We start from the raw sequence: 25,574 nt of genomic DNA, 5'->3' as shown, positions 1-25,574 counted from the left end.
AAAGGGGGAGCTGCATGGCCAAGACACCACGCCTCAACGTGACCGACAGCTGGCTGGATCACGCGTTCTTCGTCCTGGGCGGCGCAGCTGCAGTGTGGCTCGCTTTCCTGTTGGTGGGCGAAAGCTTCCAGCTGGGGTGGGGCCAGATCTGGTTCTACATCCTCTTCTGGGCGTTCCTTGCGTACTTGCTCTTGCCGCGGCTGCACCGCATCCTCACCACGATCTACGTTCCCGGCTATTTTATTGGGCGCGCCAGGACCAGCGACGGACTGCTGGGCGATCCCGTGAACGTAGCGCTATTGGGCACCGAACCCCAGATCCATGCCATCATGCGGGCCGCCGGCTGGACGAAGGCGGACGACGTCACGCTGCAGAGCAGCCGCCGCATCATCAGTTCGACGATCTTCCGGCAGAGCTACCCCGAGGCCCCGGTGAGCCCCCTCTACCTGTTCGACCGCCAGCAGGACTTCGCCTACCAGCAGGAAGTGGACAACAATCCGGGCAAACGCCACCATGTCCGTTTTTGGCGCTGCCCCGAAGGGTGGCTCCTCCCGGGCGGGCACAAAGTGGACTGGCTCGCCGCCGGAACCTACGACCGCAGCGTCGGCTTCTCGCTCTTCACGCTGCAGATCACGCACAAGATCGAGCAGAACACCGACGTGGAACGGGACCATATTGTCTCGACAGTTTCGGCTGCGTCGCCGGCCGTCGAGGTGCAGGTCATCGAGGACTTTTCCACGGGTTACCACTCGCGCAACGGCGGCGGCGATTCGATTTCCACGGACGGCGACCTTCCCATTGTCGACGCCCGCAACGTCCGGGCTCCCACCGATCAGCTGCCTCGTCAGACGGACAGCCGCGACAGGCGTCCTGCGCCAACCATGGTGGGCGCAGCATTGGTTGTAGCGAGGTCATTGGCAGCCTTCGTGCTGGCCTTCATCCTGCTGGCCTCGGGCGGTGACGTTGACGGCATCACTTTTGATGACGGCTCAACAGACCCACAAACCACGACGGCGGCACTGGTCACCGTGGCGGTTGTGGTGCTGCTCTTCGGACTCGGCGAAGTATTCCTTGCGTGGCGGATCTTCCTGGGCAGCAATGGTGCCCGTGTGATTGCGATGGGTTTGAGCTCCATCTCCATCCTGGCCCAGGCCGTTGACTACTCCACGGGGAGCGCCAACCTCACGCTCGAAGCCGGCCTGTCCGGCCTGGCGACGGACATCCTGGTGCTCCTGGCGTTGTCCAGCCAACGGGCCAGGGTGTACGCCAAACGGCAGCGGGTTCCGGCGGTCCCGGCGTCGGTGGTTGGGCGTCGCGTTCCCTCATAAAGGTGAGTGCCGCCGTCGGACGTGGCTGCCCCGCAGTTCCGTTGTTGGGCAACGACGGAAAAGCGGGGCAGCGACGGAGAAGAGCTAGGCGGTGACGGCCAGGGCGTCGATTTCCACCAGCATGACCTCGTGCGGCAGGTCCACGAATACCGTGGTGCGGCTGGGCAGCTGGCCGGAGGGGACGTTCTCGCGGATGAACTCGCCGTAGACCTCGTTCATGGCAGCGAAATCGTCGCGGGTGGTGAGGTAGACGCGGAACATGAGGACGTCTTCAACGGAGGATCCGCCGGCTTCGAGGATGGCCTTGACGTTGTCCAGGGTGCGGCGGGTCTGCACGCGGACGTCGCCTTCGCCGATGTACTGGTTGGTGGCGGGATCCATGGGTCCTTGGCCGGAAACCTGGAACATGCCGCCCTTCTTGATGCCCTGGGAGAATACGTGCGCCGGGGCGGGGGCGTTTTCGGTCAGTACTACGGTCTTTTCACTCATGCTGAGTTCCTTTCGTGGCTGATCCAGCCGAGGTCGTTGGAGATGGCCTCGGTGCTGGCTTTAAGGTCGGGCAGCAGCTCAAGCAGGCCTTCATAGCTGAGCATGACTACCGGTACCGAACAAGATGCTGCGGCCACAACGGCGCCGCTCGCATCGCGGATGGGGGCCGCGATGCAATGCACGAATGCTTCGTGCTCGGCGTTGTCGTGGGCCCAGCCTTGGTCCTTGACCCGCTCAAGTTCGGCCAGCAAGGCCTCCGGCGAGGTCAAAGTGTTCTCGGTAACTTTGATGTAGTCCAGCCCCGCCGCGATCTTTTCCTGCCGGCTGCGCGGCATGTCGGCGAGGAGGACTTTGGACACGGCGGCCGAGTGCAGCGATGCAGTCAGGCCGATGCGCGAGTACATGCGGACGGGGTGGTGCGATTCGAACTTGTCGATGTACACCACCTCGCTCCCTTCGAAGGCGGCGAGGTGCACCGTGTGCCCCGTTTTTCCGTTGAGCTCGGCCAGGTGCGGGTGCGCTACCTGGCGGATGTCCCGCTGCTCCAGCGCAAGCGAGGACAGCTCGAACAGCTTGGAGCCGAGCATGAACCGCTGGTCCTCGTCCCGGACCACGAAGCGTTTCTCCTCCATGGCGTGCAGGAGCCGCATCACGGTGGTCTTGTGCACGGCGGCCTTGGACGCGAGTTCGTCCAGGGTTGCGGGTTTGGCGGCGAGTTCGCCGAGCAGGTCGATGGCCCGCATGAGGCTCTGGCTCAAGGTGTCACGCTCCGTTTGCTGAATTGTCCGTCTTCAACATGGATAGCAGCCCAGGCGTCATCCGAAGAATCGAGGATGGCTGCGAGTTCCGCGGCGTCCGGAAGCGGTCCGCGGTCGCCATGGACGGTCAAGGTGCAGGCAGCGGCGACATGGCCCCGGCGCAGGCTCTCCTTTTGGCCGAGCCCGAACAGCATGCCGCTGAGGTAACCGGCGGCGAACGAGTCGCCGGCGCCAACGGGCTCGACGACGGCAACGGACAAGGCGGGAACCTCTTCCCGGCTGCCGCCCGGGCTAGCCGAGCCACCCGGGTCGGTGTCCGAACGGGTGAGCGCGATGGCGCTGATCGCCTCGTTCTTGATGACCAGCACGTCCGGGTCCGGCATCAGGCGGCGGAGTTCGGCTTCGTCAGTGGTGCCGAAGGCGTGCTCGGCCTCGTCCTTGCCTACCAACACGACGTCGGCGAGGTTCGCCAATCGTTGCAGGACGGAGCGGTCCTGGCCGGCCCACAAGGCGGAACGCCAGTTGACGTCGAAGCTGATGGTGCGGCCGTTCCGGGGTGCGGTCAGGATGGCTTCAAGCAGGGAGAGGCATTCGGGGGAGAGGGCCGCAGTGATCCCGCTGAGGTGAATGAGTGCAGCGTCCTCCAGCAGCGAGGACACCTCCGGGTTGGCGAGCGTGTCCCGTCCCATGGCCGAGGCCGCAGAGCCTTGCCGGTAGTACAAAACGGAACTGCCGCCGTCGGAGGCTGAATCCTGCGCCGGCACTTTGACGTACAGGCCCGTGGGACGCATGGGGTCGACCTCGACGCCGGAGACCCCAACGTAGTGGTCGCGGAGTTCGTCCAGGATGCGGGTGCCGAAGCCGTCGCGGCCCACGCGGCTGACCCAATGCGTGTCCAGGCCCATGGCTGCGAGGCCCATGGCGACGTTGGATTCAGCGCCGCCAATCCCGAAGTGCAGTTCGGTTGCGAGGTGCAGAGGAACGGCGTTGACAGGGGTGAGCATGGCCATGGTTTCGCCAACGCATACAGCTGAAAGCATCGTTCTCCCGCACTTGTTTGTGCCGCCAGGCGGCCTTGACTCTCGATCCGCCACCATGTTAGACATATCACCATCAGGTTTGCAACCAGCGTTGCAAAATACGCAACGCAAGAACAAGCGGTCACCATCCCGCAGCCGCACTATCGCAGCACCGCGAAGGGAACGAAACGCGTGAACACCTCCGAAGCCATCTCGGCCTCCGCCGTGAAGGACCTTGCCGAACGCCGCCTCGACTGGCGCCACAAAGCCGTGCCGGCAAGCGAAAACGGGACCACCCACGCGGACTTCCTGGCCGCCCAGCACTCACTGGCAGACCTCCAAACCCCGCTGCTGACCCTCGACGCAGCGGCGCTGACCGCCAACGCCGACCGTCTTGCCAGCTGGTGCGCCGAAAAGGGTGTGCTCCTTGCCCCGCACGGGAAAACCACCATGGCCCCGCAGCTCTGGACCGAGCAGCTGAACCGCGGCGCATGGGGCATCACGCTGGCCAATTTCGCCCAGCTTCGCGTGGCCCGCGGATTTGGAGTCCGGAACCTGCAGCTCGCCAACAGCCTCACGGATCCGCACGCGATTAAGTGGGTGGCAGAGGCGTCCCCGGACACCCGGATCCTGTCCTGGATCGACTCCCTGGGAACTGTCGACATCATCAACCGGACCCTGGCCGGCAGCGACGCCGTCCTGGAGGTCCTGGTGGAACTCGGTGCCCACGGCGGCAGGACCGGCGCCCGCGGTGTGGACGCTGCCATGGAGGTGGCCCGCGCCATTGCTGCCTCGCCCAACCTGCGCCTGGTGGGGGTCAGCGGATACGAAGGCTCGCTCGCGCACACAGCGGACGACGCCGGACTGGCCGCCGTCCGCGGCTACCTCGCCCAGATGCGGCTGCTTCACGAGAACCTGCTCGCGGACGGGTTGTACGGCACCGATTCCGTGATCCTCACGGCGGGCGGGAGCGCGTACTTCGACGACGTGGTGGCGGTCCTGTCCCCGTGCATCAGCGAGGGCTCGCCGTCCGCAGAAAAGACCGTGGACCTCATGATCCGCAGCGGCGCCTACATCATCCACGACGACGGCTTCTACCGCGGGATCTCCCCGTTCTCCCGCGAAGGTGGTCAGCCGTTCACGGCCGGCATGCACGGTTGGGCGCGCGTCGTATCCCAGACTGAGCCCGGCCTGGCCATCCTGGATGCCGGCAAACGTGACCTCCCCTTCGATGAAGGCCTGCCAGAACCACAGCTCATCGGGCCAACCCTGGGTGGCCCCATGACGCCGCTGGTCGGAGCTGAGATCACGTCCGTCAACGATCAGCACTCCTTCATGACCTTTGATCCCACAACCACCACCGTGCGCCCCGGCGACGTGGTGCGCCTGGGCCTGTCCCACCCGTGCACCGCGTTCGACAAATGGACCATCATCCCGGTCCTCGCGGGCGCTGCATCCGCAGACAGCACAGGTGACCAAACCGTCGTCGACCTTATCCACACCTTCTTCTAGGACGCCATGAAGACCCTGATCAGCAACGCCACCCTGGTGGACGGAACCGGAGAGGACCGCCGCCCTGCGGACGTCCTCCTGGATGGTCCGGTGATTGCCACCATCGCCGACGCCGGGACCCTCACCGCTGCGGAAGCGGACCGCGTCATCGATGCCACCGGCATGGTGCTGAGTCCGGGATTCATCGACATGCACGCGCACTCGGACCTGCAACTGCTGGTCAACAGGGACCACTACGCCAAGGTCAGCCAGGGCGTCACCACGGAACTCCTCGGCCAGGACGGATTGTCCTACGCACCGGTTGATGACGCCACGCTGGCAGGTGTCCGGGAGAAGATCGCTGGCTGGAATGACAACCCGGCCGATTTCGACTGGAACTGGCGAACAGTGGGGGAGTACCTCGACCGGCTCGACGAGGAAGAACACGGCGGCCGCATCGCCACCAACGCCGCCTACCTGGTACCCCAAGGAACCGTGCGGGCCATGGTGATGGGCTTCGCCGAGGGTGACCCCACCCCGGAGCAACAGCAGCAGATGCAGGACGTCATCCGCACGGCGATGCAGGAAGGCGCCGTGGGCATGAGCTCCGGGCTGACCTACACCCCGGGCATGTACGCGCAGACCGAAGAACTCGCCGGCCTGTGCCGGACAGTGGGTGAGCTGGGCGGCTTCTACGCGCCGCACCACCGCTCCTACGGCAAGGGTGCGCTGGACGCCTACGCCGAGATGATCGCCCTCAGCCGGGACACGGGCTGCGCACTCCACCTGTCCCACGCCACCATGAACTTCGCGGAGAACAAGGGCCGCGCCAGCGAACTGCTTGACCTGATCGACTCCGCTCTCGACCAAGGTGTGGACATCACCCTGGACACCTACCCGTACCTCCCGGGTGCCACCACGCTGAGCGCCATCCTGCCCAGTTGGGCGTCGTCGGGCGGGACCGATGCCACCCTGGCCCGGCTGGCCGACCCGGAAACCCGCGCACGAATCCGTGAGGCCGTGGAAATCTACGGCTCGGACGGCTGCCACGGCGTGGTTGCCGAGTGGGACACCCTGGAAATCAGCGGCGTCCAGACCCCGGCGCTCGCAGGCTTCGTGGGCCAGACCATCAGGGACATCGCAACGGCAACGGGGCAGGAGCCTTTCGACGTCTTCGTGCACATCCTCATGGAAGACCGCCTCGGCACCGGCATCCTGCAGCATGTGGGCCACGAAGAAAACGTGCAGGCAATCATGAAGCATCGCACCCACACCGGCGGCAGCGACGGCCTCCTGGTCGGTGCCAAGCCGCATCCGCGTGCCTGGGGCACGTTCCCCCGCTACCTCGGCCATTACTCCCGCGACCTGGGGCTGCTGGGGCTAGAGGAAATGGTCCATCACCTCAGTGGCCGGCCTGCCGCGCGACTCAAGCTCCACAACAGGGGACTTGTCCGCGAAGGCTACGCGGCCGACGTCGTGCTTTTTGACCCGGAAACAATCCGGGACGAAGCCACTTTCGAGAACCCCCGCCAAGCCGCCAGCGGCATCCACTACGTCTTCGTGAACGGCGCGGCCGCGATCGACGGCGGCCAGCCTACCGGCGCCCGCGCCGGACGCGCCCTCCGCCGCCACAGCGACGGCCTCACCCGAGAAGGACAGCTATGACCCCCGAACAGTTCCTCCAGCAGCTTGAAGCAGACCGCACCCTTGCCGTGGTTCGCGCACCCTCCATCACGGACGCAGCGGACCTCTGCAGGGCACTGGCCGACGGCGGCATCCGCAGCGTTGAGCTGACGTTCACCACCCCGGATGCGCTCAAGCACGTCAAGCGTGCGGCGGAAACCGCGGCGGAGCATGGGGCCGCCGTCGGAATCGGAACGGTGATGACCGCCGACCAGGCCCGTGCAGCGATCGACGCCGGCGCGCAGTTCCTGGTGACGCCGGGCCTGCGGCCCGAGGTCGCCGCCGTCGCCGCGGCTGCGGGAATCCCCTTCAGCCTCGGCGCCATGACTCCCACCGAGGTGGCGCAGGCCCTGGACCTGGGTTCTGCCGCCGTCAAGATTTTCCCCGCCCGGCAGCTCGGACCGGCGTATTTGAAGGACTTGCAGGGCCCCTACCCCGGGATCCGCCTGCTGCCTTCGGGAGGCATCGATGCCTCCAACGCCAAGAGCTACCTCGACGCCGGTGCTGCCGCAGTCTGCTGCGGCACCAGTGTAGTCCCGCCCGCGGCAGTTGCCGCAGGCGACTGGGCAGACATCGCGGCACGTGCCGCCGCCTTCACCGGCACCCTCAAGTAGGACTCACCCAGAAAGATACGCCCATGAATGAATTCCTTGAATGGCTGCGGCACGACACCGCCGGCCTGCTGCTCCTGGCGGGCGCAGGCATCGCCCTTCTGCTGTTCCTGATCATCAAGGTCAAGCTCGAACCGTTCATCGCCCTGGTGGGAACGGGTGTGATCGTGGCCTTGGTTGGCGGGATCTCCGTGGAGGCACTGGTCGGTTCGGCCACCAAGAGCAGTGACGCCCTGATTGAAAAGGGCTTCGCGGGCATCCTTGGCCACATCACAGTGATCATTGGCCTGGGTACCGTCCTTGGTGCCATCCTGGAGCGGTCCGGTGGCGCCGAGGTGCTGCTGGCGAGGCTTGTGAAGATCTTCGGCGAGAAGGGTACTCCGCTGGCCATGGGCATCACCGGCTTCGTGCTGGGTATCCCGGTGTTCTTCGACATCGGCATCTTCGTCCTGGCGCCGCTGGTGTACGTCGCGGCTATCCGCGGCGGCAAGTCTTTGGCCCTGTACGCGCTGCCGTTGCTGGCAGGCCTGTCAGTGACGCACGCTTTCCTGCCCCCGCACCCCGGTCCTGTGGCCGCTGCCGGGTTGTTCCACGTTGACCTTGGTTGGATCATCCTCATGGGCCTGATCTGCGGTATCCCTGCCTGGTTCGCCTCCGGTATTTTGTGGGGCACCTACATCGGCAAGCGCGTCATGGTGAACGTGCCCGAGGACCGGATCGTTGCCGAATCGGACACCGCCAAGGGCGACGAACCGTCCATCGGCCTGGTCCTGCTTGCCATCGGTCTGCCCATGATCCTCATCCTCGGCGGCACGTTCGGCAACATCTTCGCTCCCGCCGGTGTTTTCCGGGACATCCTGCAGTTCTTTGGCAACCCGGCCATCGCTCTCACCGTCGCCGTGCTCCTCGCCATGTGGTTGTTGGGCATTCGCCGCGGCATGACCTCCGCCGAGCTCAGCGAAATTACGGGCTCGTCGCTGCGGCCCGTGGGCATGATCCTGCTGGTTGTAGGCGCCGGTGCGTTCTTCGGAGCGGTGCTGTCGGCCACCGGTGTGGGCAAGGCCGTGGCGGATTCGCTGTCCCAGGCCGGCCTGCCGATCATCCTCTCCGCCTTCGTGATCAGCGCAGGGATGCGTATCGCGCAGGGCTCGGCAACGGTGGCAATCGTAACCACGGGCGGCATCCTGGCGCCCAGCCTGGCTACCGGCTACTCGCAGCCGCAGCTCGCGCTGATCGTGGTGGCCATCTCCTCCGGCTCCATCATCGCCAGCCACGTGAATGACGGCGGGTTCTGGATCATTTCCAAGTACTTCAACATGTCCGTCAAGGACACTTTGAAGACGTGGACCGTACTGGAGACGGTGCTGTCCATTGTGGGCTTCGGGATGGCGGCATTGCTGTACACCTTCGTGAGGTGACCTTTCCTCACCCAAGGTGGGTGCCGGCGTCGTGCTCTTCATCCTCCGAGCCGTGCCGGCCCCACCAGCTTTGAGACCAAAACGGCCCCGACACACCTGATCATGGGTGTGTCGGGGCCGTTTCTGCGTCAAAGAAGGTGGTGGCCGCACGGGCAGAAAACCCGGGCTTAAACAAAAGAGCTCCGGAGTGCGTTATTGGGGGATACGCACTCCGGAGCAGCCTTTGAGCAGGGGCTTTCACCGGCCTGCAGTAATTACTCTACGTTGCCCGGGACCCCATTGCCACCACCTCGAATAACTACTTTCGCTTTAGTTTCAACGGCCCCCTTCCGTCCTCTTTTTCTGCGGCACGATCAGCACCGGGCGGCGCTGGTGGTGGCTGAGCCAAGCGGCCACAGAACCGTTGAGGGCCTCGGAAATGCGGTGCCCCAAACCAGGCTCCGGGGTGCCCACAATGATCATCGACGCTTTGATGTCCTCCGCGAGCCGGCCAAGGGCGCGGGCCGGATCCCCGGCGAGAAGACGCAGGGTCCAGTCAGCGGTGCCACCGTCCAGCGCGTCGCCGATGAGCTTGCCCAAATCACCGCGAACAGCCTCGACGTCGGCCTGGTCCTTCTCGGGGTGCAACGACATCCGGTGCGCGTCACGCGCCGGATCCCATTCGACGAGGTAGCTGGCCTCGTCCACGTACGCACAGACCAGCGGCACGCCGAGCTGTTCGGCCAAGGTGCGTGCGGTCTGGAGGACTTCCACATGCTGGTCCGGCAGCACGCCCACCACCAAGGGAATCGGTCCGCTGAAATCTTCCGCAGCCATACCCTCATTGTTGCGCCGCAGCGTGGCGTTGAACAGGTCATCCGGCCGCCGTTGGCTCTTGTAGACACTGTTTGCCCGGGCCTACGGTTAATTCAAGGAGGGTGGTCTGCGATGGAAATTTACATGTGGTGGCTTGATCTGCACCTGGACAGCAAGGAGTGGCTGCGCGAGAACCTGCGCGCCGACGAACTCCCCTTGCAGGTGCTGCAGCACATTGCCGAGGCGGGCGGCCCGCATCCGGACAAGGTGAGCGGAGTGCTCACCGACGCCGATTGGACGTTTATCCAGACGCAGTCGGAGTTCGTGGACTAGCCTTCCGGGCGCCATCCAAGTGCCGGGGCGAGCGTGCCCGCAATATCGGTGAGGATCTGGACATAGTCCTCGTGGTCGAAGCTGAATGGCAGGGCAAACGCGACTTCGTCGACTTCCTGGAAGCCGGCGTGCGCGTACAGCTGCTCGGCGATCTGCTCACTGGTGCCTATGAGGTCCTTCGCGAACAGCATGCCCTTGGGCCCTTGCGGCGCGCTGGTGCGGGGCGTGCGCTCATCGACGTAGCGCTGGTATTTCTCCCGCTGCGTTGCCGATGCCGAATCGGTGGGGATCACCACCAGGCCCTGCGAGACCCGCGCTGGCTTGTGCCCTTGCGCCGCGGCGGCCTCACGGTAGGCGCGGATCTGCTTTTGCTGGACGCGGGCGAAGTCCGGCTCTTCATCGGGGGAGGGAAAGACCACGCTGCTGGAGAGCAAATTGAAGCCGTTTTCGCCGGCCCACAGGGCCGATTTCAGGCTGGCCGATCCGTACCAAAGACGGTCCCGCAGCCCGGGGGAGTGCGGCTCCACCCGGTTGGAGAACTCCTCCACCACACCCTGCTTACCGGAGAACTCCCGGACCTTTTCCCCTGCGATCAGCCGGGCCAGCCGTTCGACGCGGGTATAGCTGAAGTCTTCAACGTCCGCGGAGTCAGGGTAGAGCTCATGCTTTACGGTGTCGTAGTTCATGGGCTCGCCCACGCTCAGCCCCGGATTGATGCGCCCGCCCGCCAGGATGTCCACAGTGGCCAGGTCTTCAGCGAGCCGCAAGGGGTTTTCCCATCCCAGCGGAGTGACGGCGGTGCCGAGCTCAATCCTGGAAGTGCGCTGGCTGGCCGCAGCCATCACTGCGACGGGCGACGAGATGCCGAACTGCAGGTGGCGGTGCCGCAGCCAGGCACTGTCGAAGCCCAATTTCTCGCCCAGCTCGATGATGTCCAGCGTGGACTGGTGACCTGCAGCCGGGTCCGCGGGATCGAACAGTCCGATGGTGAGGAATCCCAGCTTTTTCAACGGGCGTTCAGGGGCGGGCATGGGGCTCTCCTTAGCTGTCGGTCAGCGGTTATTGCCCACCTTATGCGGTGGACAGTACGACGACGGCGGGAGGTTACCTTGTGTGATGCCGCAAGCTAGGGGCAGTTCACCACTGCTTGGGGGACCGGAATGACCAGGTGGGTGCCAGTGTCGGTTGTCAGCGGTGATCGCTGCTCCGGAACCTCCACGCGTGCAGGCTGTTGCGCTGCCCGCAGGCGGTGCAGTGCCACCGCTGAGATGAGGAACCACGCCACGTTGGTGGCTACCGACGGCCAGGCTCCGTGCAGCGTGCCATTGATGATGAAGGCGCATGATCCGAAGAGGTTCGCAGTCTGGAAACTGATGCCCGGCTTCAACCAACCCATGGACACCGACAGGTACGAACCGAGCATCGCGGCAGCGCCAGCCCAACCGGTCATTTCCCACAGCAGTTCCATCGGATTCCTTTCAGGATGAAGCGCCCGGCTGGGGTTGCCGGTGGCGTAATTTTTAGGATTTGGGGCTGCCCTGGTTCATCCTTCGTTGGACTGAACAGCAACTCTGAGATAGATATTGCTGGAGATTCTTCTTTAGATCAATTGCATTCCGCTGAATCCCGTATTTAGGATTTCTTAACATGGAAATGGACCCGCGTCGGCTGCTTGTCCTCCTTGCTGTTGCGCGCACTGGAGGCGTTCTTGCCGCTGCCGATGAACTGCGGATCACGCCGTCCGCAGTGTCCCAGCAACTCAGCAAACTTGAGAGCGAAGCAGGGCAGGCATTGGTCATGCGAACCCCCAAAGGCTCGGTCCTGACTCCAGCTGGACTGGCGGTGGCAGAAGCCGGCGAAGAGATCGAACGCGCGCTCAATGTTGCCCGGGCACGGATGCAAGGGGAAGCCCAGGTGGCAGGCGTGGTGCGCATCGGCGGATTCACCAGTTTCATGCGCACCGTGGTGATTCCACGCCTGCCCGAGTGGCGCAGCCAGTACCCCGAATTGCAGATCAGGATCGTGGAAGACAGTTTTCCAGCCCTCATGCGCCTGTTCAGGCAACGGCAGCTCGACGCGGTGGTCATCGAGCAGGATTCGGCGGCCGCGGTCCAGCACCCGCTTGCTGCCGGAATGGTCGAGGAGCCGTTGCTCGATGAGCCGTGGAAGTTGGTGGTGCCGGCCGGATCCTTGCTGGCCACGGACAGCATCGACCTCAGCCGGCTGCATCTGCCGTGGCTTGGGGTGGAGCCGTCCGCAGCCAACGATGCCGTGCTGGGGCGTCTTCGCCACACCACCGGGGCGCGTATTGAGACGGTCCATCAGTACCAGGACACACTCACCGCATTCGCACTGGTGGCCGCCGGCGAGGGTGTCGCGATTGTTCCCACTTTGGCACTGACCGGCGTGGTCCAGGACAACGTGGACATCCTGGATGTCCCTGGTTTGGGTACGCGGCACATTGCCTTGCGCAGGTTCGACCGGCGAAGGGCAACGAGTTTGCCCCTGGACACCGTTGCTCGACTTCTCCGGGAATCAGCGGCCGCTTTCGATACCCGGGCCGGCTCATAAAAACGGGTCCCGCCGCGTGGTGATGCGGCGGGACCCGGTTGTTGTTTTTGCTGCTGCGGTTAGTTCAAGGCAGGAGTGTCGGCAGGGATGACACCCGATCCGTAGAGGTCAGTGGCCAGGTCCTGGAGAGCGCGCAACGCGACGCGTTGCGTGAACGGGCCGTAGGAGACGCGGGCAACGCCGAGCTCCTGCAATTCGTTCGCCGGAAGGGCTCCCGGTGCGCCAATCACGGAGAGCTTTCCGTGTCCCAAGCCTTCAACCAGGGGCTCGATGGTTTCACGGTTCAGTGCGCCCGGCACGAAAACCAAAGCAGCACCGGCGTCGAGGAACGCCCGGCCACGTGCGATGGCGTCGTCGAGGCTGTCCTTGATGGGGCGGTCGCCGCCGCGGACGATCGCGTCCGTCCGGGCGTTCAGCTGGAAGGCAATGCCCTCCCCCTCGGCGGCCTTGATGATCGCCTGAACCCGGGCAACGGCCTCGTCGAAGGGGCGCAACCGGTCCTCGACGTTCGCGCCGACAACACCAATGGCGATGGCCCGGCGGATGGTCTCGGCAGGGTCTTCATATCCGTCGTCCAGGTCGGCTGTGACGGGAAGGTCCACGGCTTTGACGATCCGCTCCACCCCGCTGAGCGCCACGTCCAGCGGCATGGTCCCATCGGCATAGCCGTAGGCGGCGGCAATGGAATGGCCCGCTGTCGCGATTGCCTTGGTCTCTGGAAGAGCTGCCACCGTGGAGGCACTGATGGCATCCCACACGTTGACAACGCTGAGGATTTCCGGAGCCTCGTGCAGGGCCTTCAACTGCTGCGCACGTGAGTTGGTGTTTGCTTCTGTCATGGGTTTCCTCCGTCGTGGGCTGGGAATCTTGCCACGTTCAGCCTAGGCCTATGGCGTGGCGGTTTCTCCTTGGCCGGCTTTTCCGGCGTTACGATGTGCTTGCTGGGAAACACGAGTCGAGTAAACGGCCGTCGATTTTGCATCATGGGTCTCGCATATCCATTCCATGATCAATCTTTTACGACGGCGGCTTACCCGACTTTTCTTTTGAGGGCGCAGTTGCAGGAGCGATCCGGACCATGCCGCTGCTCCGCCCTCAGCGTCAGGAGGTCCTTGATGAACAGCACACAAAACCCCTTTGTCCGTTGCACTGTCATAGCGTCCCTAAGCCTGTGTCTTGTGGCAACGGGCTGTACTGGCGGCTCCAGTCCGTCCCCGCAAGCTTCTTCACCACCACAAGCAACCAGCCAGGAAGTCCCCAGCCCTTCCCCGAGCACTCCGACCTCGAATGGAAGCTCTGCTGCCGACACGACCCCCAGTACGTCTCCTGAGCCAAGAGCTTGGCCTGACGTGGTTGCCCGGGTGCAGTCGGGCGTGGGGCAGCTGACCGTCACGACGTGCGACGCCGGTCAAACGGGTACGGGGTTCCTTGTGGGACCGGACCTGGTGGTCACAGCCGCCCACGTTGTCCATGACGCATCCGCGATCAGCATCGCCTTCGGCCGGACCTCCGTAGACGCCACGGTTCTCGGCAAGAACGACGTGGCGGACATCGCGGTTGTTAAAACCCGAAGCCCTGTGGAAGGGCATCAGTTTCAACTACGAAGCAGCGAGCCCCCGGTTGGGAGCGATGTGGCGGCACTCGGATTTCCCCTGGGTCATCCGTTCACCTTGACCAGGGGAACGGTGAGCGCGCTCGACGTCGAGCAACACATCGGTGACCGCACTCTCCCGAACCTTATCCAGACAGACGCCGCCATCAATCATGGCAACAGTGGAGGGCCGCTCATCACCCAGGACGGGGAGGTTTCCGGTGTAGTGGTCACCATTGAGCCCGAAGGCTACGGCAGGGCAGAAGGAATCGCCTATGCAGTAACAGCACCCCGTGTTTCCGCAGCGGTCAACGAATGGAAATCCCGGGCTACGCCAGTGGCCTTCGACGAATGCGGCAACGCACCGGCACCGGGTTCCGGGTTCTTCCCCTTCACGGTCTCGGCGAATCACGATCAGGCCCGCAGCGTAGGGCAGAGCTTGATTCTTCACGGGCAAGGCATTAACCAAGGTGCTTACGCCGCGGCCTTCAAGATTCTCACCCCCGAACTCCAGGCCACCTTTGGAGACTCGGTCAAGTGGAGCGAAGGGCTGGGTTCGTCCTACTGGACCAACGCCGAACTTTACAACGTCACCAATACACAGTCCCCGGATGACCTGAACGCCAACGTAGTCCTTCAGACCATCCAGGACGCGGCCCATGGCAGGAACGGCCAGACCTGCTCGAATTGGCGGATCCAGTATGCGATGCATTGGGACGGCTCCCTCTGGCGCATAGCCGGAACCTCACTGCCGTTCGGGGAACCGACTGCCTGCTAGGGCTGTGAGCGGCACGCATTCAGGGGTGCGTGCCGCTCACCAGATCCGATGCCTACGGTGTTGCCTTGTCCTCTGCCGATTCAGCGTCCAAAGGGTCCGCTCCCACAACCCGGTTCCTGCCTTGGGCTTTGGCGCTGTACAGGGCGGCGTCCGCCACGTTGATCATGAACGCCAGGTCCGGAGCCCCCGCTCCCGTGGAGGTAACGCCGTAGCTGACCGTCGGGAAGGGCAGGCCATCGGTGCCGTCCATCGCAGCCAGGCGCTCGCTGATATCCGAGGCGATGGCTTCGGCCCTTTGTTGCGAGGCTCCAGGCAGGAAAAGGATGAACTCCTCCCCGCCGTAGCGTCCAATGAGGTCCGTTGACCTGACGGCGGCTGAGCTGGCCTTGGCGAAGGCGCGGAGGGCGGCGTCCCCCGCCGAATGTCCATATTCGTCGTTGACGGCCTTGAAGTTGTCCAGGTCGGCCAGGATGAGGGCAGCGCCGCGGTCCTGTGAAGAGCGCGCAAGTTCCCGGGCAGCCAAATCCAGGAAGGCACCCCTGTTGAGCAGTCCCGTCAAATGGTCCCGTTCCGCGCGCTCGCGTAGGCGCCGGATGAGTTGCCTGTTGCTCAGGGTATTCATGGTGGATGACACCGCGACCAGCAGCATTAGGTGCACCAAGGCTGCAGGAGCGTAACCGAAATATGTCTGGAACAGCCAGCTTTCACCACCGTACAAAATGTAAGTAAGGGTGCGCAGCAGGTAATAGGCGGCCGTCAGCCCAGCCATGATGGACAGAAACCTGGTGATTCTGGACCGGGCTGATTTTGTGAACCACAGTTCAATTGCGGCAAAAGCGATTCCGGCGGTGGTCATCGCCAGATAAGCCATCCCGCCGGACCACACGCTTGAAGCTGGGTCATCCAGGATGGAGGCCGCTCCTGCCAGCAGGGGTCCCGGCAGCAGCTGCCATAATGCGGCCTTTCGGTCGCGGAGGGTGCGCGCTCCCGCCCAGACGCAGAAGGCGCCCGCCACCACCAGGAACTTACCCGCAGGACTGGCCCACCATTGGAAAGGCGTGCCGTTCCACAGGAAAGCGCCGTTTCCCACGAAAAACAGGAAGAGGGCCGCCCGCCACCAGTGGGCGTAGGGGGTGCGTTTCCGTTGCGACGTAAGGCACGAGATGACAATCAGTGCCAAAGTCACCAAACCAAGGACGATTCGGACGGCGAAGGGGTCCAGGACGATGGTTCCCTCTTGCAATGCAAGCGAATTCATAAAGGCCGTCCCGCTACCGGTCAGTAACCAAGGAGCTCCCAGTCGGAATTCTCATTGGCTGCCATCTCCGTGATTCATTTAATCCCCCAAGATTGTTGCTGCGACCGAATTCGGCCGCAAAGACATTAGTCAAGCATGTTTTTCCCCAACAGTGAATAGGCCCGGCGTGCCGCTCTGTAGTTCCGCTGCCTGGAGAGGCACCCTCCCTCGAAAAAACCATTGCCCTCCCCGTCCAGCGGATGGTTGCATGGGTTCATGGCTACCCCAGAGAGTTACCTCTTAGCGATCGGGACAAAGAAGGGCCTGTGGCTGGCAACCAGCACGGACCGTAAGGAATGGTCCCTTTCCGGCCCACATTTCCTGATGAGTGAGATACCAAGCATCGGAATAGACACCCGGGACGGCAAAACACGGATCATGGTGGGGGTGCGCTCCGAACATTGGGGTCCCACCGTTGTCCATTCCGATGACCTTGGCGCCACATGGACCGAGCCCGAACAAGGTGCCATCAAATTCCCCGAAGATACTGATGCGGCCCTGGAACGCATTTGGCAGATCCACCCCGACGCCGACTCCCGGCCAGGCGTTGTGTGGGCCGGGTGCGAGCCGATTTCGCTGTGGAAATCGACCGACGGCGGCCAGCACTTCGAACTGAACCGCGGACTGTGGGACCACCCCCACCGCAGTGAGTGGGGTGCAGGCTATGGCGGCGCGGCGGCGCACTCGATCGTGGTGGATCCGAGCGGGGAGAAAGTCCACGTCGCCATGAGCACCGGTGGCGTTTACAGATCGCTCGACGGCGGTGCGTCCTGGGAGCCCCGGAACAAGGGGATATCGGCCTACTTCATGCCGGATCCCAACCCCGAGTTCGGCCAGTGCGTCCACAAGATTGCTGCGGACGCCGCCGTCGACGGTCGTCTTTATGCGCAGAACCATCACGGCGTATACCGGACCGATGATGACGGCGAGAACTGGAATTCAATCGCGGAGGGACTGCCCGCGGACTTCGGGTTCGTGATGCTGACGCATCCCCGGCGCGAGGGTACGGCCTGGGTGATTCCCCTCAAAGCCGACGGCGAACGGATTCCACCGGACAGCAAACTGAGCGTGCACAGGACCCATGATGCAGGAAATACGTGGACGGAACTCCACGCAGGACTCCCGGACCACGAATACAACGCGGTCCTCCGTGACGCCGCATCGGTGGACACGGCCGAGCCCGTTGGCGTGTATTTCGGCACCCGTGGCGGCACCGTCTACGCCAGCGACGATGAGGGCGTGACTTTTACTGAAGTGGCAGCACACTTGCCGGACGTACTTAGCGTGCGTGCCGCCGTCGTGGTTGGAAACCCGACTGGGGCGGAAGCCCCGCTGGCTGCAGCGGAAGCGACAGTGCTGGCGGAGGCCGCGGTCATTGTGGATGCGGCTGCCGAGACGGCTGCGTCTCCCGAAGACCAACCCGACGCCCCGGTACCTGGTTAGGTCCGCTGTGGCTGACTTTACGGTCCTGTTGCCTGGCGTCCTGCAGCCGCTCGTCGGCGGACAGTCCTATCTGACTGCGTCCGCCGACGGGGCTGTGACCGTGGGACAGTTGCTGGACTCAGTCACCGGAGAATATCCGGTGCTGGCCAGGCGCTTGCGTGATGAAACCGGGGCGCTTCGCCGTTTCGTGAATATTTACGTGAACGGGGATGAAGTCCGGCGTCTGAAGGGGCTTGATACGGAGGTTGCGGCTGGCCAGGAGGTCTTGATTATCCAGTCCGTGGCCGGCGGCTGAAGAGCGTTGGGGTCCAGCCCTGTTCAGGCGACGCGCCAAACGCTGCATTCATCGGTATTGATCGCTTTTCTCATGCCTGAAGCGTGATCCATGATCCAAACGACGCCGATTCCCGGCGCCGTTTCCTGGACCCGTCCGCGGCGGATGACCACGTCATCGTAGGCGGGGCCGACCGACAGGCGGGCTTCGATCTCGTCTCCGCGGTGGAGCTGGCTGATCGCGCGTATACGTGTTGTGTGAGTTGGGACTTCCTTCAGCATGGTGTCCTCCTGGCTGGAGCTGGGCGCCTGCACTTGCCGGCTATTCCAGTGTGGCGCGGCAATGTTGCCACCGTATTTCCGCGTGGTTAGGGTCCGGTTAGCTTTCCGGGGTAGTTGCGTTTCGCGCGCTTCGAGCTCTGTGGTTTCTGGCGGGCAGCTCGTCGACGGCGAGGCGATCTGTGGGGGCGGCAGCGTAAGGGCGGCGTTAAGGCGCGAGCCCCTGTGTTCAGGCACGTGCCCCGGTGCTGCCTTGGCCGGTTCCGGGTGCGAGGGGGATCCGGATGCAGAAACACGCCCCGCTCCCCGGGATCGTTGGTTCCACGTTAAGGCGCAGTCCCATGCGTTCGGCGAGGCGGGCAGCGATCGAGAGGCCAAGTCCGCTACCGGTGGGGCGCTGCCCGCGGTAGCGGCTGGAGAGGATGCCGCGTTCGAAAGCAACGGCAGCGTCATCCGTTGTCAGGCCCGGCCCGCTGTCTTGTACCTCGATGGCAATTGTCCCCGGCCCCTTGAACGGAAGCGGCGTTGTCCCGGCCGGGCTGGTTGGCTCGATTCTTGCGCGGAGGCTGATGGGGCCGCCGGGCGGGCTGACGCGCAGCGCGTTGCCCAGGAGACCGTCGATGATTTGGCGAAGCCGTTCGGGGTCGGCGGTGGCCACGAGCGGTCCGGCGGCGTCCTTCTCGGGGAGCTCGACGGCTATTTCCACCCCGCTCTGGGCTGCCGCCGCCTGCCAGGTTCGCTGCACCTGGTGCAGGAGCGCGCCGATGTCGACAGGGTGGACGTCCATGGTGAAGTCGTCCGCTTCAAGCCTGGCCAGGGCGAGGAGGTCGCGGACGAATCGGTCCAGCCGGTCCGTCTCGGTGGTGAGCGTCCGTCCGATCCCTGAAATTTCTTCAGGCTTGATAAGTCCGTCTTCGAGGGCTTCGGCGTATCCGCGTAAAGCGGTCAGCGGAGTTCGGATCTCGTGGGAGATGGACAGCAGGAACTCACGCTGCCTGGCTTCACTGGCGAGGAGGGCCCGGTCCAGGGTGTTAATCGCTTCGCCGACGTCATGGACTTCAGTCACTCCGTCAGGGTCCAGGGGCACAGTCCGCTGACCGGCTGCTATCCGCCGTGCTGCAGCAGCGGTCTTGGCCAGCGGATTGGCGATCCGGCGGGCCAACAACGTTCCGGCGAGCACCGCGATCACCACCCCAGCGGCCAGTGCCAGGAGCGTTCGCTGGAGAAGCTGGGCTGATGCGGCGTTGATCTCATCCAGGGACCGTGACAAAACGATGCCCCCGCCTCGTGAAAGCGGACGTGCCTCGACGAGGAACTGGACACCGCCCTTGGAGACCATGCGGGATACCTTCTGCCCGGTCAGGACGGGCCGGATGTCTGTGGCATCCAGCAGCTCACTGGCTGGCCCGTTGATGGTTCCGACGCTGGTGATAGCCGATAACTCGTAGCTGTCCGGCCCCAGGAGGTGCCGCTCGCGCAAGTCCAACGCCTGGGACGCAACGGGTGCTGCGGCGAAAGCGTCGGCCTGTCGGGTCAGCTGTTGTTTGGCCTGGTCGACGGCCGCGGATCGGATCAACGGAAACGCGATGCTGGCCGTCACGAGCACCGCCAGCACGGCGACGGCGGTGGTGACGATGGTGATGCGACCTGCCAGTGACAGCAGCCACGGTGCTGCCCGGCCCGCGGGTGTCTGTACCTCCGTGGGGGTCTGGTTGCGGTTGCTCATGGGCGTTCGACGGCGGAGTATCCCACGCCGCGCAGAGTCCGGATCGGGTTCCGGTCACCGAGTTTGGAGCGCAGCTGGGCGATGTGCACGTCTACCGTGCGACCACCGGTGTAGCTTGCCTGGCCCCAGACGGAGGAGAGCAGTTGTTCACGACTGAACACCCGGCCAGGGCTGGCCATGAGGAAGGCCAGGACGTCGAATTCCTTGGCTGTCAGCTCCACTGCGGAACCGTCCACGCTGATAGTGCGATGTTCCGGGTCAAGGGTTACCGCACCTACGCGCAGGATCCTGGCGTATTGGGGGCCGGTGCTGCGTCGTAGGACTGTTTTGATGCGGGTGACCAATTCGCGGGGAGAAAAAGGCTTGGTGAGGTAGTCATCTGCGCCCAGCTCCAGCCCAAGGAGCAGGTCCACTTCTTCATCCCGGGCGGAGACGAAAATGATAGGTGTCCAGTCGTTTCGGGCTCGCAGGCGGCGGCACACCTCAATACCGTCGATTCCGGGCAGCCCTACATCGAGAACGACGGCGACAGGACGCAGGTCCCGGACGCGGTCCAGGCCGGCTTCACCAGTGGTTTCTACATGCACACCGAAACCTGCCCGACTTAGATACAGTCGCTGCACATCGGCGATGGCCCGTTCGTCTTCGACGATCAGCACCAAGCCGCGGGCAGGCCCCTGATCCGAGACCACTGGTTGTTCCATGCTTCCATTGAAACGCGCCGAAGGCCCGGTAAGGGGGTACCCCGGGCAGACTTTACCGTGCGCTTACATTCTCTGAACCCCGACCGGACATGGACCGACCAGAGTGGAGACGTCAGCAACGGACAGTGGCACCCACGGACTGTGCCCGGCACCCAAGGAGAAATACATGAACAGCATGCCAGCACCAAATGGCCGGTCACGCCGGACGAAGATGATCCGCGGAGCCGCCGCAGCCGGAGCGGTCCTTCTGGGAGGACTTGCCATAGGAACGACCACCGCGGCGGCGGCCACGCCGTCCCCGTCTCCCACGGCCAGCGCATCGGCCACCGCAGGAGCCCAGGGCACAGCACCTGGCGCCCACAAATTTGGCCGAGCGCTGAGAACCGAGCTTCGGGTCGGTATCAAGGCCGAGACCGGGTTCGGGGACAAAGCGCACGAAGTGGCGTACATCCTGATCCACCACGACAAGGCATTCAGCAAACTGCCCGAAACGCTTCAGTCCGACCTGAAGACGCTCGAGGCCGCCCCGGCTGCCGAACGTGACAGCGACGCGCAAAAGATCAAGGACACAGCGCTGAACGGCGGCTACGGCGACAAGGTCCAAAAGATCGCCAAAGCCATACAAACAAAGCTGACAGCTCCTAAGTCGTGAGACCTTCTCCTCGCCCGGGCTGGCGCTGCGCGGAATTCGGACTAGATTTTCGTCCATGAATACGCAGGTCACCCTTTTCGTGATCGTGAAGGCCGGTGCGCTGTGATGCGGTGGCGATCGTGAGCGGCGCACTGGCATGGGTCGCGGGTTCAGGCATTGTGCAGGGTCTGATCATGGGACTGACCTTGGCGTTCGTGACGACTGTCTTTGTCTTGAACGCTGTGGCGAGGAAAGAGACGGAGACCGTTAACGGCTGGAGCGCAATTCGCGCGGCCGGCCGTCCCGGCAACGGACTACTGGTTCGTGCGGCTTCGCAGAAGGCACTGCCGGTAGTCAACGTGTTTGAAGAGGCGGCTTACTGGACAGCGAGCAGGGATCTCGCGGGGGAACGCCTCAGCGGCGAGCGTGTTTATCGTCTTCATTTCCCGGCGGGCCAGCTTCCCCCGAATGATGCCTTCTGGTCGCTTACTGCGACAGACAGCGTGGGGTATCAGGTCAACACCACTACCGGGCGGGCAAGCGTAAACGGCCACTCTGGCCTGCTGGCGAACGCGGACGGCTCAATCGACATTCTGCTCCAATCAAATCCACCACCGTCAGCGGGGCTGAACTGGGTGGCGACACCTCGCGGTCTGTTTCGGCTCATGCTCCGCGCCTATTCACCCGGAGCCGCTATCGTTAGCGGTCGATACGAGCCTCCCCCGGTTTTGCGGGTGCCGTCCACGCCGGCGCCGTCATGAATCGCCTCATCCTGAAGTACGGCGCCACCATGACGATCTTGATCCTGGGAATCTTTGCGTGGGTCATCTACAGGCGAATAACCACCGAGGGGTGGGGCTCGATCACTCTGATGGTTGCTGAGGCCCTGGCCATCTGGGTAATCGGTACTTTTGTTTTGATCTACTTTTGGCCGCGGATCACAGTCAGCGGGTTCAAACGAATAATTGTCCGGCGAGGGCTGGGCGGCGGACCGATCCCGGTGAACACGCTGTACGCCGTCCCTGAGAGAGCATCTGAGTCCGCCTTGGCAGGGAGCGTCAACGCTACCGGCACAGATGAACTCCTTTACTTTGGTGGCTGGTTGGATGTCAGTGCCGGACCACAAGTGCTGCACGTGCCCGAGATGAGGCAGCACTATTACAGTGTCCAGTTCACGGACGCGGCCAGTGGCTCGAACTTTGCCTACGTGGGCAAACGCACTACCGGAACGGCCACCGGCGACTTCTTACTCTGCGCAGCCAAATGGCCCGGCGATACCCCACCAGGCATGACCCGGATCGACCTGCCCCACAACTCGGCGCTGCTCATCGGCCGGGTCTTCGCAGCCAACGACGAGGACCGCAACACAGCCTACGAACTCGCGAAACAGATCCGGCTCACACCGGCAAATAGGCCTTGAGCCGCCATACCCCATCCCGCGGGCCCCACGCGGGTCCAAGGATTGTCCCGGATCTCCCCCACCGGAGACCCTCAAAGCCCCCCACCCGAAGCTACAAAGACTCGCCGACGTTACGCGCGCATGTGCGCAGGGTACTGTCGAGCCGCCTGTAACCTGACTGTGGCTCTTGAGACTCACAGGAGCCACAGGCTCCGTTCCCCAGGAGAATCAATGGGAGTTTTGCGGCGATCCATCGCTTTGTCCACAGGTCTACTGGTTTTTGCCACTGGCCTGTTTTTCGTTCAGGCTCCGGCTACGGCCGTGCCGGTTCCAGGGCCGGATAATCCGAATGTCCGGTTCGTGGAGGGGACGCCGCACTCGGACCATACTTTCGAGGGACCCGACGCTTCGCCGTTGGACACCGCGCCGGACAACACGGTGGCGGCCACCGGGCCCAGCGGCGACATCCGTGTGCGGTTGGTGACGGCCAAGCTTGCGGACAACGGCAACCCTGTTTCCATGGCCGGCGCCGAGAAGGCCGTGGTGTCCACCAGTAATTACTGGAAGGCCATGACGGACAACAAGCTCTCCATGACCGTCAACAGCAGGGTGGAGGGCTTCCAGTCGAAGGCCCGCTCAACGGACAGCTACGGCACAATCATCTCCACCATCACCAGTGAACTTCAATGGTCGGCGAGTCCGTACACCGCGCTGGTCATCTTCATCCCCACGTCCACGCTGTCCGGCAACGCGTTGGGCGCCGGGTACAGCAGCGGAGCCTACAGTGGTCGGGTTCTCATGCCGCAGCTCAGCGACTTCTCGAACAACGTGATGAGCCACGAGTTCGGTCACGTCATCGGCCTGATGCACGCAGACGCACTGCAGTGCGGCAGTGGCGCATCCGACGTCGGCGTTAATAGCGACGGACGTTTCACGGACCCGTCCTGCTACATCCGCGAGTACGGCGACACCACCGACCTGATGGGCGCGGCGCAGTACGCCCAGCCCGTGGTCAGCTCAACGTTCTGGGATTACGCCAAGCTGGGGCGCGGCGATGAGATCAGGGACGTCGGAGTGGCAACGGGGGCCAAGACCTACACGCTGAAGCCGTGGGGCGGCACCGACGCGCAGCGTGCCATCAAGTTCACCGACCCCATCAGCAAAGAGGTCTATTACCTGGAGTTGAGGGAACCCGCCGGCTACGACAGCTATTTGGGCGACGCCGGCAGGCCGCAGGGCAACATGGGCGTAAAGGTTGTCCAGCGGGGCGGTGCCACTATTGCCTCGTCGCTGATCCTGATGCCGTCAACGGTTCCCTTTACCGAGCCTTACTACGCCAAGAACCACGCATGGCAGGCGGGCAGCACGTTCACGACGTACACCGGCACTCAGGTGACCATTAACGCGGTCAGCAAGACATCGGCGTCGGTCACTATTTTTGCTGATCCGAGACTAACGGCGAAAGTCCGCTTCTCCGCGGGCGATTTCGACGGCGACAAACTGGCCGACGTGCTGTCCAGGGAGCCGGACGGGAGCCTGATGCTTTACGCGGGCTTGCCGGGCAACCGCTTGGACAATCCCCGCCAAGTTGGCTCGGGATGGAACATTTTCGACGCCATCACCGGAATCTCGGACTTCGATGGCGACGGCCGTGGGGACATCCTGGCGCGCACCAGCGACGGCACCTTGTGGCTGTATCCCGGCGACGGCAAGGGCGGATTCCTTGCCAGCAGGCAGGTCGGATCCGGCTGGCAGGGGTTCTCAAACCTCATTGGCGTGGGGGACTTCGACGGCGATGCCCGCCCTGACCTTATGGCCACCAAGCCCGATGGCACCCTGTGGCTCTACCCAAGCGACGGCAAGGGCGGATTCCGGCCTTGGTCGCAGATCGGTTCGGGGTGGAACGGCTTCACCAGCGTCACCTCTGACGGCTCCTTTGGCGGTGCCGGGGCCGGATTGCTTGCGCGCGCAAGCGACGGCACTCTTTACCTGTATCCCGGAAACGGCTGGGGCGGCTTCGCCCCGCGCGTGGCCGTCGGAAGTGGCTGGAACAGCGTGGGTGACTTGGTCGGTGGCCAGGATTTCACCGCCGATCGCCGCTCGGATGTCCTGGCAGTGACGTCGTCGGGGAACATGCGCCTGTATCCGGGCGATGGATCCGGCTTCGCCAACCGCATGCCTATCGGCGCCGGCTGGGGCCAGTTCGCCCAGGTCTGGGAGGCCGGCGATTTCGACGGCGATGCTGTCGCTGACATCCTCGCCCGGGGAACCGACGGCACACTGTGGCTTTACCCCGGCAACGGCTCGGGCGGCTTTTTGCCGCGCGTGCAGGTGGGCTCCGGCTGGAACGTCTTCACTTCCGTGGTCAGTGCCGGAGATTTCGACGGCGATGGCCACCCCGACCTTGTAGCCCGCACCGCCGATGGGGTGCTCTGGCTGTACCCGACGGATGGCAAGGGCCAGTTCCTGGCACGGCAGCAAATCGGCACGGGCTGGCAAGGCTTCACCCAGCTGCTCGCCCCGGGTGACTTCGATGGCGACGGCAAGGCAGATCTTGTGGGACGGGCGGCCGATGGAAACCTTTGGCTCTACCCGGGCAACGGTGTGGGCGGATTCCAGCCGTGGCGCCAAATCGGCACGGGCTGGAACATCTTCAACGCCGTGCTCCAGGGCGGCGACTTCAACGGCGACGGCAATGAGGACATCATGGCACGGGGAACGGACGGGTCGCTCTGGCTCTACCCGGGCAACGGATCAGGCGGCTTCCTGCCGAGAACAGCGCTGGGATCGGGTTGGAACATGTTCAGTTCCTTCACCGCCCTCGGCAACGCATTTACCGGTACCGGCAATCCGTCCGTAGTGGGCGTCGCCGGTGATGGTGCGCTCTTCCTGTACACCGGGACCGGGCGGGGCGCATTCCAGTCAGTGGTGCTCGATCCACGGTAACTCGTTGCCGG

General features: G+C 63.9%; 25 protein-coding genes. 14 read left to right on the top strand and 11 right to left on the bottom strand.

Going from position 1 to position 25,574, the window contains the following annotated elements; translation table 11 throughout:
• Window positions 1–14: 14 nt before the first annotated feature.
• Window positions 15–1,328 (top strand): LssY C-terminal domain-containing protein, encoded by a 1,314-nt coding sequence (locus ABHM97_RS01740; protein ID WP_349469360.1) that lies wholly within the window; start codon window positions 15–17, stop codon window positions 1,326–1,328.
• 84 nt (window positions 1,329–1,412) lie between these two features.
• On the opposite strand, the gene ABHM97_RS01735 is transcribed toward ABHM97_RS01740, so the two are convergent.
• The 3 genes from ABHM97_RS01735 to ABHM97_RS01725 are packed head-to-tail and all read right to left on the bottom strand — an operon-like array spanning window position 1,413 to window position 3,615.
• The gene (locus ABHM97_RS01735) at window positions 1,413–1,817 is read right to left on the bottom strand and encodes a RidA family protein (protein ID WP_211710100.1); all 405 of its coding nucleotides are present in this window, start codon (window positions 1,815–1,817) and stop codon (window positions 1,413–1,415) included.
• The gene (locus tag ABHM97_RS01730) at window positions 1,814–2,575 is read right to left on the bottom strand and encodes an IclR family transcriptional regulator (RefSeq protein ID WP_349469358.1); all 762 of its coding nucleotides are present in this window, start codon (window positions 2,573–2,575) and stop codon (window positions 1,814–1,816) included. The genes ABHM97_RS01735 and ABHM97_RS01730 overlap by 4 nt, the downstream gene beginning before the upstream one ends.
• Complete coding sequence (locus ABHM97_RS01725) at window positions 2,572–3,615, bottom strand: sugar kinase (protein ID WP_235518282.1); 1,044 nt, start codon at window positions 3,613–3,615, stop codon at window positions 2,572–2,574. The genes ABHM97_RS01730 and ABHM97_RS01725 overlap by 4 nt, the downstream gene beginning before the upstream one ends.
• Window positions 3,616–3,786: 171 nt before the next feature.
• Between ABHM97_RS01725 and ABHM97_RS01720 the strand changes: the two genes are divergently transcribed.
• From ABHM97_RS01720 to ABHM97_RS01705, 4 genes are read left to right on the top strand one after another with little or no spacing between them, the layout of a single operon-like run.
• Window positions 3,787–5,106, top strand: coding sequence for an alanine racemase (locus tag ABHM97_RS01720; protein WP_349469356.1), 1,320 nt, complete (start codon window positions 3,787–3,789; stop codon window positions 5,104–5,106).
• A 6-nt stretch (window positions 5,107–5,112) separates the two neighbouring features.
• Window positions 5,113–6,750, top strand: coding sequence for an N-acyl-D-amino-acid deacylase family protein (locus tag ABHM97_RS01715; RefSeq protein ID WP_349469355.1), 1,638 nt, complete (start codon window positions 5,113–5,115; stop codon window positions 6,748–6,750).
• The gene (locus ABHM97_RS01710; RefSeq protein WP_349469354.1) at window positions 6,747–7,382 is read left to right on the top strand and encodes a bifunctional 4-hydroxy-2-oxoglutarate aldolase/2-dehydro-3-deoxy-phosphogluconate aldolase; all 636 of its coding nucleotides are present in this window, start codon (window positions 6,747–6,749) and stop codon (window positions 7,380–7,382) included. The genes ABHM97_RS01715 and ABHM97_RS01710 overlap by 4 nt, the downstream gene beginning before the upstream one ends.
• Window positions 7,383–7,405: 23 nt before the next feature.
• Window positions 7,406–8,797, top strand: a complete 1,392-nt coding sequence (locus ABHM97_RS01705) for a GntP family permease (protein WP_284987398.1) — start codon at window positions 7,406–7,408, stop codon at window positions 8,795–8,797.
• A 315-nt stretch (window positions 8,798–9,112) separates the two neighbouring features.
• Here the strand turns inward: ABHM97_RS01705 and ABHM97_RS01700 are convergent, their stop codons facing one another.
• Window positions 9,113–9,613, bottom strand: a complete 501-nt coding sequence (locus tag ABHM97_RS01700) for a universal stress protein (protein ID WP_349469352.1) — start codon at window positions 9,611–9,613, stop codon at window positions 9,113–9,115.
• Between the two features lie 111 nt (window positions 9,614–9,724).
• Between ABHM97_RS01700 and ABHM97_RS01695 the strand changes: the two genes are divergently transcribed.
• Window positions 9,725–9,925, top strand: a complete 201-nt coding sequence (locus tag ABHM97_RS01695; protein WP_235518290.1) for a hypothetical protein — start codon at window positions 9,725–9,727, stop codon at window positions 9,923–9,925.
• On the opposite strand, the gene ABHM97_RS01690 is transcribed toward ABHM97_RS01695, so the two are convergent.
• Window positions 9,922–10,956, bottom strand: coding sequence for an LLM class flavin-dependent oxidoreductase (locus ABHM97_RS01690; protein WP_349469351.1), 1,035 nt, complete (start codon window positions 10,954–10,956; stop codon window positions 9,922–9,924). The two genes, ABHM97_RS01695 and ABHM97_RS01690, sit on opposite strands and share 4 nt — an antisense overlap.
• 95 nt (window positions 10,957–11,051) lie before the next feature.
• Window positions 11,052–11,393 carry a CBU_0592 family membrane protein gene (locus tag ABHM97_RS01685; RefSeq protein WP_235518293.1) on the bottom strand — a complete coding sequence of 114 codons (342 nt, stop codon included), beginning with the start codon at window positions 11,391–11,393 and terminating at the stop codon, window positions 11,052–11,054.
• A 179-nt stretch (window positions 11,394–11,572) separates the two neighbouring features.
• Between ABHM97_RS01685 and ABHM97_RS01680 the strand changes: the two genes are divergently transcribed.
• Window positions 11,573–12,496, top strand: a complete 924-nt coding sequence (locus tag ABHM97_RS01680) for a LysR family transcriptional regulator (RefSeq protein WP_235518296.1) — start codon at window positions 11,573–11,575, stop codon at window positions 12,494–12,496.
• Between the two features lie 59 nt (window positions 12,497–12,555).
• Here ABHM97_RS01680 and ABHM97_RS01675 read toward each other — a convergent pair whose 3' ends face one another.
• Window positions 12,556–13,335, bottom strand: coding sequence for an isocitrate lyase/PEP mutase family protein (locus tag ABHM97_RS01675; RefSeq protein WP_349469350.1), 780 nt, complete (start codon window positions 13,333–13,335; stop codon window positions 12,556–12,558).
• A gap of 534 nt (window positions 13,336–13,869) precedes the next feature.
• Between ABHM97_RS01675 and ABHM97_RS01670 the strand changes: the two genes are divergently transcribed.
• Complete coding sequence (locus ABHM97_RS01670) at window positions 13,870–14,865, top strand: S1C family serine protease (RefSeq protein ID WP_349469349.1); 996 nt, start codon at window positions 13,870–13,872, stop codon at window positions 14,863–14,865.
• A gap of 52 nt (window positions 14,866–14,917) precedes the next feature.
• Here the strand turns inward: ABHM97_RS01670 and ABHM97_RS01665 are convergent, their stop codons facing one another.
• Window positions 14,918–16,123 (bottom strand): GGDEF domain-containing protein, encoded by a 1,206-nt coding sequence (locus tag ABHM97_RS01665; protein WP_349469348.1) that lies wholly within the window; start codon window positions 16,121–16,123, stop codon window positions 14,918–14,920.
• Window positions 16,124–16,378: 255 nt separating this feature from the next.
• Here ABHM97_RS01665 and ABHM97_RS01660 point away from each other — a divergent pair, with 255 nt between their 5' ends.
• A complete protein-coding gene (locus ABHM97_RS01660; RefSeq protein ID WP_349469347.1) occupies window positions 16,379–17,605 on the top strand; it encodes a WD40/YVTN/BNR-like repeat-containing protein in 1,227 nt (408 codons plus the stop codon).
• 7 nt (window positions 17,606–17,612) lie between these two features.
• Window positions 17,613–17,900 carry a MoaD/ThiS family protein gene (locus ABHM97_RS01655; RefSeq protein ID WP_211710084.1) on the top strand — a complete coding sequence of 96 codons (288 nt, stop codon included), beginning with the start codon at window positions 17,613–17,615 and terminating at the stop codon, window positions 17,898–17,900.
• A gap of 23 nt (window positions 17,901–17,923) precedes the next feature.
• Here ABHM97_RS01655 and ABHM97_RS01650 read toward each other — a convergent pair whose 3' ends face one another.
• From ABHM97_RS01650 to ABHM97_RS01640, 3 genes are all read right to left on the bottom strand, one after another.
• Window positions 17,924–18,160, bottom strand: a complete 237-nt coding sequence (locus tag ABHM97_RS01650; RefSeq protein WP_235518305.1) for a hypothetical protein — start codon at window positions 18,158–18,160, stop codon at window positions 17,924–17,926.
• A gap of 226 nt (window positions 18,161–18,386) precedes the next feature.
• The gene (locus ABHM97_RS01645; protein WP_349469346.1) at window positions 18,387–19,883 is read right to left on the bottom strand and encodes a sensor histidine kinase; all 1,497 of its coding nucleotides are present in this window, start codon (window positions 19,881–19,883) and stop codon (window positions 18,387–18,389) included.
• Window positions 19,880–20,587: a response regulator transcription factor gene (locus tag ABHM97_RS01640; RefSeq protein ID WP_349469345.1), complete on the bottom strand. Its 708-nt coding sequence runs from the start codon at window positions 20,585–20,587 to the stop codon at window positions 19,880–19,882. The genes ABHM97_RS01645 and ABHM97_RS01640 overlap by 4 nt, the downstream gene beginning before the upstream one ends.
• A 166-nt stretch (window positions 20,588–20,753) precedes the next feature.
• Between ABHM97_RS01640 and ABHM97_RS01635 the strand changes: the two genes are divergently transcribed.
• The 4 genes from ABHM97_RS01635 to ABHM97_RS01620 all read left to right on the top strand — a co-directional run bounded on the left by ABHM97_RS01635 (window position 20,754) and on the right by ABHM97_RS01620 (window position 25,563).
• Window positions 20,754–21,239, top strand: a complete 486-nt coding sequence (locus tag ABHM97_RS01635; protein WP_349469344.1) for a hypothetical protein — start codon at window positions 20,754–20,756, stop codon at window positions 21,237–21,239.
• 119 nt (window positions 21,240–21,358) lie between these two features.
• Window positions 21,359–21,979 (top strand): DUF1214 domain-containing protein, encoded by a 621-nt coding sequence (locus ABHM97_RS01630; RefSeq protein WP_349469343.1) that lies wholly within the window; start codon window positions 21,359–21,361, stop codon window positions 21,977–21,979.
• The gene (locus tag ABHM97_RS01625; protein ID WP_349469342.1) at window positions 21,976–22,638 is read left to right on the top strand and encodes a DUF1254 domain-containing protein; all 663 of its coding nucleotides are present in this window, start codon (window positions 21,976–21,978) and stop codon (window positions 22,636–22,638) included. The genes ABHM97_RS01630 and ABHM97_RS01625 overlap by 4 nt, the downstream gene beginning before the upstream one ends.
• A gap of 210 nt (window positions 22,639–22,848) precedes the next feature.
• A complete protein-coding gene (locus tag ABHM97_RS01620) occupies window positions 22,849–25,563 on the top strand; it encodes an FG-GAP-like repeat-containing protein (protein ID WP_349469340.1) in 2,715 nt (904 codons plus the stop codon).
• Window positions 25,564–25,574 lie beyond the last annotated feature (11 nt).

Origin of the sequence: Paenarthrobacter sp. CAP02, assembly GCF_040137855.1 — a bacterium.
In the GTDB taxonomy this organism is placed as follows: Bacteria; Actinomycetota; Actinomycetes; order Actinomycetales; family Micrococcaceae; genus Arthrobacter.
Note: the sequence above shows the minus strand (reverse complement) of the source record. Positions and strands in the feature narration are given on the sequence as shown.